Annotated in this window: 9 protein-coding genes; 5 read left to right on the top strand and 4 right to left on the bottom strand. The window is 72.9% G+C overall.

Going from position 1 to position 9,409, the window contains the following annotated elements:
- Nucleotides 1-394 precede the first annotated feature (394 nt).
- Together sucC and sucD are read left to right on the top strand one after the other, a co-directional pair.
- On the top strand, nucleotides 395-1,573 hold the full coding sequence (gene sucC, locus FHG89_RS10080; RefSeq protein WP_139584110.1) for an ADP-forming succinate--CoA ligase subunit beta: 1,179 nt from the start codon (nucleotides 395-397) through the stop codon (nucleotides 1,571-1,573).
- A gap of 2 nt (nucleotides 1,574-1,575) precedes the next feature.
- Entirely contained in the window at nucleotides 1,576-2,463 is an 888-nt protein-coding gene (gene sucD, locus FHG89_RS10075) for a succinate--CoA ligase subunit alpha (RefSeq protein WP_121654418.1), read from the top strand.
- A 63-nt stretch (nucleotides 2,464-2,526) separates the two neighbouring features.
- Here the strand turns inward: sucD and FHG89_RS10070 are convergent, their stop codons facing one another.
- On the bottom strand, nucleotides 2,527-2,793 hold the full coding sequence (locus tag FHG89_RS10070) for a DUF4190 domain-containing protein (RefSeq protein WP_139584109.1): 267 nt from the start codon (nucleotides 2,791-2,793) through the stop codon (nucleotides 2,527-2,529).
- Nucleotides 2,794-2,994: 201 nt separating this feature from the next.
- Here FHG89_RS10070 and FHG89_RS10065 point away from each other — a divergent pair, with 201 nt between their 5' ends.
- Nucleotides 2,995-4,326: a cell division protein PerM gene (locus FHG89_RS10065; RefSeq protein ID WP_139584108.1), complete on the top strand. Its 1,332-nt coding sequence runs from the start codon at nucleotides 2,995-2,997 to the stop codon at nucleotides 4,324-4,326.
- 54 nt (nucleotides 4,327-4,380) lie between these two features.
- Here FHG89_RS10065 and FHG89_RS10060 read toward each other — a convergent pair whose 3' ends face one another.
- Nucleotides 4,381-4,944 carry a DUF4190 domain-containing protein gene (locus tag FHG89_RS10060; protein ID WP_139584107.1) on the bottom strand — a complete coding sequence of 188 codons (564 nt, stop codon included), beginning with the start codon at nucleotides 4,942-4,944 and terminating at the stop codon, nucleotides 4,381-4,383.
- 27 nt (nucleotides 4,945-4,971) lie between these two features.
- Nucleotides 4,972-5,268 carry a CD225/dispanin family protein gene (locus FHG89_RS10055; RefSeq protein WP_139584106.1) on the bottom strand — a complete coding sequence of 99 codons (297 nt, stop codon included), beginning with the start codon at nucleotides 5,266-5,268 and terminating at the stop codon, nucleotides 4,972-4,974.
- Nucleotides 5,269-5,446: 178 nt separating this feature from the next.
- Here FHG89_RS10055 and purN point away from each other — a divergent pair, with 178 nt between their 5' ends.
- Both purN and purH read left to right on the top strand, forming a co-directional pair.
- On the top strand, nucleotides 5,447-6,067 hold the full coding sequence (gene purN, locus FHG89_RS10050) for a phosphoribosylglycinamide formyltransferase (RefSeq protein WP_139584105.1): 621 nt from the start codon (nucleotides 5,447-5,449) through the stop codon (nucleotides 6,065-6,067).
- On the top strand, nucleotides 6,064-7,635 hold the full coding sequence (gene purH, locus FHG89_RS10045) for a bifunctional phosphoribosylaminoimidazolecarboxamide formyltransferase/IMP cyclohydrolase (protein ID WP_139584104.1): 1,572 nt from the start codon (nucleotides 6,064-6,066) through the stop codon (nucleotides 7,633-7,635). Before purN ends, purH begins: the two co-directional genes overlap by 4 nt.
- Before the next feature lie 80 nt (nucleotides 7,636-7,715).
- Here purH and FHG89_RS10040 read toward each other — a convergent pair whose 3' ends face one another.
- Nucleotides 7,716-9,230 (bottom strand): FtsX-like permease family protein, encoded by a 1,515-nt coding sequence (locus FHG89_RS10040; RefSeq protein WP_139584103.1) that lies wholly within the window; start codon nucleotides 9,228-9,230, stop codon nucleotides 7,716-7,718.
- Nucleotides 9,231-9,409: the final 179 nt, after the last annotated feature.

Raw genomic sequence — 9,409 nt, 5'->3', positions numbered from 1 at the left:
GGGGAGGGGCCGGACGCACCCCTCACACGTCCGGCCCCTCTATGCACGATGCCCCGCCGCCACCCCTCGACCGACAGGGCATCGGCCGTCTCCCGTCATCGCGCTGTGCAGCGCTCCGACACCTGACTCAACGACGCCCCGTCAGACGGGTTACGCACCCTCGGCAACATCGCCCGGACGGCTGACGCCGCGCGTGTCGGGGGCCGAAACCCACCCCGCGTACGGCCGGGTTGTGCATTACCGCACACCGTGCACCCGCTCGGTTGCCGGCCGTGCCCACCTCGCTAGGCTGCGGCCAACGGCCTGTGTCAAGTGATGACAGGCGTCAAACTGTTTTCTGAACGCTGGTGGCGGCGCGACGGCGCGCCGCGGAGACGGGACGGGACGCGCAATCGTGGACCTGTACGAGTACCAGGGGCGGGACCTGTTCGAGCGGCACGGCTTGCCCGTGCTGGCCGGCGGCGTCGCCACTACCCCCCAGGAGGCCCGCGCGATCGCCGAACGCCTCGGCGGTCGTGTGGTCGTCAAGGCGCAGGTGAAGGTCGGCGGCCGAGGCAAGGCCGGCGGCGTCAAGCTGGCCGAGGGCCCGGATGAGGCGGTGGCCAGGGCCACCGACATCCTCGGCATGGACATCAAGGGTCACACCGTCCACAAGGTCATGATCACGGTGACGGCGGACGTGGCCGAGGAGTACTACTTCTCGTACCTGCTCGACCGGGCGAACCGCACCTTCCTCTGCATCGCCAGCGTGGCCGGCGGTATGGACATCGAGCAGGTCGCGGCGGAGACCCCGGATCGCGTGGTCAAGGCGCCGATCGACGCGAACACCGGCGTGGACGAGGCCAAGGCGCGGGAGATCGTTTCCGCCGCCGGCTTCCCGGCCGAGGTCGCCGACCAGGTGGTCGAGATCGCCGTCGGCCTGTGGCAGGCGTTCGTCGCCGAGGACGCCACCCTTGTCGAGGTGAACCCCCTCGCCAAGAACGGCGACGGTCGGATGCTGCTGCTCGACGCCAAGATCAGCTTGGACGAGAACGCCGCGTTCCGGCACCCGGACCACGAGGCCCTGGTCGACCAGGCCGCCGTGGACCCGCTGGAGCAGGCCGCCAAGGCCAAGGACCTCAACTACGTCAAGCTCGACGGTGAGGTCGGCATCATCGGCAACGGCGCGGGTCTGGTCATGTCGACCCTCGACGTGGTCGCGTACGCCGGTGAGCGGCACGGCAACGTCAAGCCCGCCAACTTCCTCGACATCGGCGGCGGCGCGAGCGCCGCGGTGATGGCGAACGGGCTGGAGATCGTGCTCTCCGACCCGGCCGTGAAGAGCGTCTTCGTCAACGTCTTCGGCGGCATCACCGCCTGCGACGAGGTCGCCAACGGCATCATCCAGGCGCTGGCCCTGTTGGAGCAGCGCGGCGAGCAGGTCACCAAGCCGCTCGTCGTGCGCCTCGACGGCAACAACGCCGAAGCCGGCCGGGCGATCCTGGACGGCGCGAACAACCCGCTCGTACAGCGGGTGGACACCATGGACGGCGCGGCCGAGCGGGCCGCCGAGCTGGCAGCTGCGGGGGTCTGATCATGGCTATCTGGCTGACCAAGGACTCGAAGGTCATCGTCCAGGGGATGACCGGTTCCGAGGGCTCCAAGCACACCCGGCGGATGCTCGCCGCCGGCACCAACGTGGTGGGCGGCGTCAACCCGCGCAAGGCGGGCCAGAAGGTCGACTTCGACGGCACCGAGCTGCCGGTCTTCGCGTCCGTGGCGGACGCCATGGCCGAGACCGGAGCCGACGTGACTGTCATCTTCGTGCCGCCGCAGTTCACCAAGGCCGCCGTCGTCGAGGCGATCGACGCCGCGATTCCGCTGGCCGTGGTGATCACCGAGGGCGTGCCGGTGCACGACACCGCCGCGTTCTGGGCGTACAACCTGGCGCAGGGCGAGCGGACCCGCATCATCGGGCCGAACTGCCCCGGCATCGCATCGCCGGGCGCGTCCAACGCCGGCATCATCCCGGCCGACATCACCGGCTCCGGCCGGATCGGCCTGGTCAGCAAGAGCGGCACGCTGACCTACCAGATGATGTACGAGCTGCGCGACATCGGCTTCTCCACCTGCGTCGGCATCGGCGGTGACCCGATCATCGGCACCACCCACATCGACGCCCTCAAGGCGTTCGAGGCCGACCCGGAGACCGACGCCATCGTGATGATCGGCGAGATCGGCGGCGACGCCGAGGAGCGGGCCGCCGAGTTCATCAAGGCCAACGTCACCAAGCCGGTGGTCGGCTACATCGCCGGCTTCACCGCGCCCCCCGGCAAGACCATGGGCCACGCCGGGGCGATCATCTCCGGCTCGGCCGGCACCGCCGAGGCGAAGCAGGCGGCGCTGGAGGCCGTCGGCGTCAAGGTCGGTAAGACGCCGACCGAGACCGCCAAGCTGATGCGGGAGATCATGTCCGGCAACTGAGCCGGCAGGGCACCGGCGAAGGGGTCGACCGGAACCGGTCGGCCCCTTCGTCGTACCACCCGCTCAGTCGTTGTTCCAGAACGGGTAGTTGCCGGTGAGACGCAGGATCGAGCCGCCGATGATGTTGATCACGCCGAACACGATGGCGAGGTATCCGAGCACCGGCGACTGGCCGTAACGCCGGGCGTCCCGGATGGACAGATAGCCGAAGACGATGCCGAGGATGCCGCAGCAGATCAGGCCCAGCACGATGCCCAGCACGCCCCAGAGGGTCGTCCGGTCCCGTCCCCGGGCCGGTGGCGGCGGGGGCGGCGGGTATGCGGTCGTCACAGCTACCTCCGGGCGGTCGTGGGCGGCGGCCGCCCCGGACCGTGACCGGTGGACCCGACCCGGCGTACCGGCGACGCGCACCCCCTCTGGGCCGAGGCTAGACCCGACCGGGCGTCCCCGACCGGGGTTCGGTCAACTCGCCGCCCATCGGGGCGGGTTAACGGACTGCTCCCGCCCGCGCGACGTGCCAGAGTAGAGCGGATGTCCCCCGTCACCCCTGACCGTCCCAGCCGTCCCGGCGGTGTGCGCGCCGACGACCGGCCGGTCGACCGCGCCACGCCGGCCCGACGGGTGCCCGCGCCTCGCGCCGGTGGGTCGCCGCGCGGGCGGGCGCCACTGCCCGTCGCCGCCGGGGTCGCCGCCGGCTGGGCCGCCCTCACGTCGTACCTGCCGGTCGTCATCGTGCTCGCGCTCGTGCAGCTCGGCGCGGACGGCGCCACGCTGGGCGGTGCCCTCCGCACCGCGCTGGCCGGCTGGCTGGTCGGGCACGGGGTTCCGCTGCACACCGAGGCCGGCCCGTTCGGGCTCGCCCCGCTGGCGCTCACCGTGCTCGCGATCTGGCGGCTCACCCGGGCCGGCGTGCACGTCAGCCGCGCGATCGGCGCGCGGGACACCCGCTCGCCACGCCGGGCGCTGCTCGCCGCGTGCGCGGTCGGCATCGCGTACGCGCTGCTCGGCGCCCTCGCCGCGGTGCTTGTCGGCGCCGGTGGCCCGGATGCCTCCCCGATCCGGGCGGCAGCAACCTTCGCGGCGGTCGGCACGCTCGCCGCGCTGGTCGGCGCGACCCGGATCACCGCCGTCACCCGGCTGCTCGTCGACCGGATGCCGGCCCGGCTGCGCGACGGCGTACGCACCGGCCTGGTGGCGGGGCTCCTGCTGCTCGGCGCGGGCGCCGGCGCGGCCGGACTGGCCGTGGCCACCGGCGGCGGGGACGCGGCCGACATGATCGGGGCGTACCGCACCGGGGTGGCCGGACAGGCCGGGATCACCCTGGTCAGCGTGGCGTACGCGCCGAACGCGGCGATCTGGTCGACGAGCTACCTGCTCGGGCCGGGCTTCGCCGTCGGCACCGACACCGCGGTCCGGACGAGTGAGGTTTCGGTAGGCGCGCTGCCGGCCGTACCGCTGCTCGCCGGCCTGCCGCGCGGCCCGGTGGACGGCCTCGGCGCTCTGCTGCTCGCGGTGCCGGTGCTGGCCGGGATGGTGGCCGGCTGGCTGCTCGCCCGGCGCACGGCCCGGCACGCCGGGCCGGAGCGGGCCAGGATCGTCGACGCCGAAGCGCAGCACGGCCGCGAGCGGCCCTCGCGGCGCTGGGCCGACCTGCTGGTGCCGGCGGCGCTGGCCGGGCCGGTGGCCGGCGTGCTGCTCGGCGTGGCCGCGAAGGTCTCCGCCGGGCCGCTGGGCGCCGGCCGACTCACCCAGCTCGGGCCGGTGGCCTGGCAGGTCGCCGCGGTGGCCACCGGTGTCATCGCGGTCGGTGCGCTGCTCGGCGCCGCCGCGACCCGGGTGCTCACCCGGCCCTCCGCCCAGTAGACGAGCGCGGGGCGCCCCGGACAGGTCCGGAGCGCCCCGTCGAGACCCGACCGGTCAGGGCTGGGTCGGCAGCGCGACGTTCGCCACGACGCTCAGGATGATCAGCAGGATGCCGAGCCCGACGCCGACCGCGCCGCAGATCAGGCCGGCCTTGGCCTGACCGGCGTTGCTGGCCTGGCCCTGGGCGACCTTCTGCTTGGCGAGGTAACCGGTCACCACGCCCGCGATGCCCACCGGGATGCCCAGGTAGAGGCAGCAGACCAGCGGGATCGACGCGATGCCGAGGATCATCGACACCAGGCCGAGGGTGTTGTTCTGCCCCTGGGCCTGCGGGTAGCCGGCGTTCGGGTACGTCGGTGCGCCGTACTGCGGCTGCTGCTGGCCGTACGGGTCGTGGGGCTGCTGCCCGTAGGGCGCCGGCGGCTGCTGACCGTACGGGGCCTGCGGCGCCGAGTACGGGTCCTGCGGCTGCTGGCCGTAGGGCTGCCCGGAGGTCGGCTGCTGGCCGTACGGGGCGGCCGGCGGCGGGGCGTACGGGTCGTGCGGCGGCTGGGGTGCGGTCGGGTCCTGGTTGGGCTGCTGGCCGTACGGGTCCTGACCGGGGTTACCGGGCTGCATTCGAGAAAGCTCCTTGGATCGGTTCCGTCAGCTGGTACTGCTGTTCCCACTCATGATCGCGCCCAGACCACCCAACGCACAGCACAGCAACACGACGACATACCACCCGATGCCCACGATGAGCGCCCACTTCGACCATTTCCGCGACTCCGCGGCGGCGGCCTGGGCACCGGCGTGGTCACCCTGTTGAAGCAGCGGGTTGACCTTCGACGCGCTGATGATCGCCGGGATGGCCAGCGGCCAGAAGAGGAAGATGGCGACGATCGACATCGTCATGTTGTTGTTGATCGGCGGCTGCTGTTGGGGGTGGGTACCGGGCTGCATGGGGGTGCTCCTCATTCCGACGACACGCCTCGCGTGCCGGATCAGTTCCGGGGGTGCGGGCCGGCACGACTTCCAGCCCGGGCGACCGGCAGCGTACCGGGTCGATGCCCGTCGGCACTGTCAAAGATCAGCGCCGCCCAGCCGGAGGGCGTCCTGACCTGCCCGATAGGGTGGCGCGGTGACCGAGCCCGCGTCCGCCGCCCGCATCGTCGTCCTCATCTCCGGCTCCGGGAGCAATCTCCAGGCGTTGCTGGACGCCGGCACCGACCCCGCGTACGGCGCGCAGGTCGTGGCGGTCGGCGCGGACCGCGACGGGATCGCGGGCCTGGACCGGGCCGAGGCCGCCGGTGTGCCGACGTTCGTGGAGCGGGTCCGCGACCACGACTCCCGGGAGGACTGGGACCTGGCGCTCACCGCGCACGTCGCGAAGCACCAGCCCGACCTGGTCATCTCGGCCGGGTTCCTCAAGCTGGTCGGCCCGCACTTCCTCGCGGCCTTCGGCGACCGCTACCTGAACACCCACAACACGCTGCTGCCGGCGTTCCCCGGCATCCACGGCCCGCGCGACGCCCTCGCCTACGGCGTGAAGCTCACCGGGGCCACGCTCTTCTTCGTCGACGCGGGCATGGACACCGGGCCGATCGTGGCGCAGGTCGCGGTGCCGGTGCTCGACGACGACGACGTGGACACGCTCACCGAGCGCATCAAGGAAGCCGAGCGGCGCCAGCTCGTCGAGCAGGTCGGTCGCCTGGTCCGCGAAGGCTGGACCATCACCGGAAGGAAGGTCACCGTTCCGTGAGTCCCACTCAGGACGGGCGCCGCCCGATCAGGCGGGCGCTGGTCAGCGTCTACGACAAGACCGGTCTGGTCGAGCTGGCCCAGGCCCTGCACGCGGCGGACGTGGAGATCGTTTCCACGGGCAGCACGGCGGGCACCATCGCCGCCGCCGGTGTGCCGGTGACGCCGGTGGAGACGGTGACCGGGTTCCCCGAGGTGCTCGACGGCCGGGTGAAGACCCTGCACCCGAAGGTGCACGCCGGTCTCCTCGCCGACCTGCGCAAGGACACCCACGTCGCGCAGCTCGACGAGCTGGGTGTGGCGGCGTTCGACCTGCTGGTCTCCAACCTCTACCCGTTCCAGGCGACAGTCGCCTCCGGCGCCGGCGTCGAGGAGTGCGTGGAGCAGATCGACATCGGTGGCCCGGCCATGGTGCGGGCCGCCGCCAAGAACCACGCCTCGGTCGCCGTGCTCACCGACCCGACCGGGTACTCGGCGCTGCGCGCCGCGCTCGACGAGGGCGGGTTCACCCTGGCCCAGCGCCGCGCGCTGGCCGCCCGGGCGTTCGCCGACATCGCCGAGTACGACGTGGCGGTGGCTCAGTGGTGCGCCCGGGAGTTGGCCCCGGCCGACGACTCCTGGCCTGCGTTCACCGGTTCGGCGCTGCGTAAGTCGACGGTGCTGCGCTACGGCGAGAACCCGCACCAGCCGGCCGCGCTCTACAGCGACCCGGACACGCCGGCGGGGCTGGCGCAGGCCGAGCAGTTGCACGGCAAGGAGATGTCGTACAACAACTACGTCGACGCGGACGCCGCCTGGCGGGCCGCCAACGACTTCGCCGACCAGCCGGCCGTGGCGATCATCAAGCACGCCAACCCGTGCGGCATCGCGGTGGGCGCCGACGTGGCCGAGGCGCACCGTCTGGCGCACGCCTGCGACCCGGTGTCGGCGTTCGGCGGCGTGATCGCGGTCAACCGGCCGGTCTCGGTCGAGCTGGCCCGGCAGGTCGCCGACATCTTCACCGAGGTGGTGGTCGCCCCCGGCTTCGACGAGGGCGCGGTCGAGGTGCTGCAGGGCAAGAAGAACATCCGGCTGCTGCGCGCGCCGGCCTGGAACCCGGCGAAGCTCGAGTGGCGGCCGGTGACCGGTGGCGTGCTGGCTCAGGTCGCCGACCGGGTGGACGCCTCCGGCGACGACCCGGCGAACTGGCGGTTGGCGACCGGCGAGGCCGCGGACGAGGAGTTGCTGCGGGACCTCGCGTTCGCCTGGCGGGCGGTGCGCGCGGTGAAGAGCAACGCGATCCTGCTCGCCAGGGACGGCGCGACCGTCGGCGTCGGCATGGGTCAGGTCAACCGGGTCGACTCGGCGCGGCTCGCGGTCAGCCGCGCCGGCGCCGACCGGGCGCGGGGTTCGGTGGCCGCCTCGGACGCGTTCTTCCCGTTCGCCGACGGCCCGCAGATCCTCATCGACGCCGGCGTCCGCGCCATCGTGCAGCCCGGCGGCTCCATCCGCGACGAAGAGGTCATCGCCGCGGCCAAGAAGGCCAACGTGACGATGTACCTGACCGGCACCCGCCACTTCTTCCACTGATTCCGGCTCCGAGCGGCCCCGTCCCCAATCGGGGGACGGGGCTGCCGTGTTCCGGAGTGCGTGTCACGCCGCCGCCCTGGTCAGTCGATCCGCCGTTCGATCGGCAGGCGAGACCGGGTCAGCAGTCCGGCGCCGAGCATGGCGACCAGGGGCACCACGGCCAGCGCACCGAGGACGGACCACGGGACGACGATCGGATAGAGGTCTCCGCTGGGCCAGGTCCGCAGGTACGTCTGGTTGACCGCGGTGAGGATGGCGACGCCCCCCACGAGGCCGACGGCCATGCCGAGCAGCGAGCCGAGGCAGGCGATCGTCCCGGACTGGCTCAGCGACAGCTTCCGGCGCACCAGGGGACTGGCGCCGACGGCAGCCAGGGTCGACAGGTCCGGTCGACTGTCGGCGGCGGTGAGCCCGGTCGCGATCCCGACTGCGCCGAGGGTGATCAGCCCGGCTGCCACCATCAGGATGAGCAGGATCGGATGGTCCGACCTCGCGGGGCCCCGCTCCACGTCGACGCGCAGACCGGTGGAGAGTGCGCCGACCTCGGCGCGGAGGCGGTCCTCCGCCGCCGTGGCGGGAGCTGGTGTGGCGATCACGAATCCCCACTGGTGTGTGATGAGCCCAGCTCGGGCCAGCGCCGATGGCGAGATGATCGTCCGGTCCGAGCGGATCCCGGTGGCGAGGGTGTACCCCGGCAGCTTGAGGGCGGCCGGCTCCTTGGCGCCTTTCAGCGGTCCTCCCGGCCTCGCTACCGCGGGTGGCTGCACCGTCACCGTTCCGTCCACCACGTACGCGATCCGCGGCGTCAGCGGCAGGTGCTGGCCGAGCCGGGCGAGCAGGCCGACCAGGGCCGGGGTGCAGAGCACCAGGCCGAGCTGGGTCAGCATCAGCCCGGCCAGCAGCAGATTCGTCGACACCTGGACGGCGGCGTACGCCACCGCACCGCTACCGCCGGCGGCGAGCACCAGGCCGACGGCCACCCAGCGCCGCCGGGATCGCGTCGCGCCCCGACGCCCGGTCAGCGCGACGACCACGTTCTGCCGCGCCGCCACGATCGCGGGCACCAGCGCCGCCACCACCCCGGTGAGTACGGCCAGCCCGGCGACAGCGAGCAGGGCGAGTGGGAAGAAGCGGTACCCGCCGCCCCGCGCCTGGGCCAGATGCTCCTCGACGAGCGGGCGACCGGCGACCGCCAGGATCGCGCCCAGCAGGATCCCGATGACGGCTCCGATGAGGCCCAGCACCACGCCGTCGGCGAGCACGATTCGGCGAAGGTGCGCGGGGCTGCCGCCGTTGGCAGCCACCAGAGCGAGGTCGCGCTGGCGACGCCGCGCACCGATGGCGAACGCCGGCCCGGCCAGCAGCACGATCTGCATGGCGCTCAGCCCGCCGAGCAGCACGCTGATGCCCACCGACCGGGCGTCCACCTCCGACGGGGACGTGTGCTGCACCGGCGGCGGGTCGAGCAGCACCGCTCGGGAGATCACCAGGAGGCCCTCGGCGTTCAGCCGCCCGACCTGGTCCCAGCCGACCGGGGTCGGGGCGTCGACCAGCCACGCGCTCGGCGGGTCGGTTCGGGCGGCCGGGGGGAGCACGACGACCTCGCCGAGATGATCCGGGATCTCGACGACCCCGACGACGGTGAACCCGCCTCCCGCCCCAACGCGTCGATCTAGGGATTATCGTCGTTAGTTGATCTATAGCAGCAGCGATATGCCCTAGATCGACGGCGGGGGCGTGGCGCGCGGGTCAGCGGGGCCCCGGGGCGTCGGCG

The sequence above is a fragment of the Micromonospora orduensis genome (assembly GCF_006228125.1).
GTDB classification, from domain to species: Bacteria; Actinomycetota; Actinomycetes; order Mycobacteriales; family Micromonosporaceae; genus Micromonospora; species Micromonospora orduensis.
This window is presented reverse-complemented; position numbering and strand designations above follow the sequence as displayed.

What these genes read in the sequence shown, in the direction of transcription:
- sucD (WP_121654418.1), top strand. Translation starts at nt 1,576, where the DNA reads ATGGCTATCTGGCTGACCAAGGACTCGAAGGTCATCGTCCAGGGGATG.
- FHG89_RS10065 (WP_139584108.1), top strand. Translation starts at nt 2,995, where the DNA reads ATGTCCCCCGTCACCCCTGACCGTCCCAGCCGTCCCGGCGGTGTGCGC.
- FHG89_RS10060 (WP_139584107.1), bottom strand. Translation starts at nt 4,944, where the DNA reads ATGCAGCCCGGTAACCCCGGTCAGGACCCGTACGGCCAGCAGCCCAAC.
- FHG89_RS10055 (WP_139584106.1), bottom strand. Translation starts at nt 5,268, where the DNA reads ATGCAGCCCGGTACCCACCCCCAACAGCAGCCGCCGATCAACAACAAC.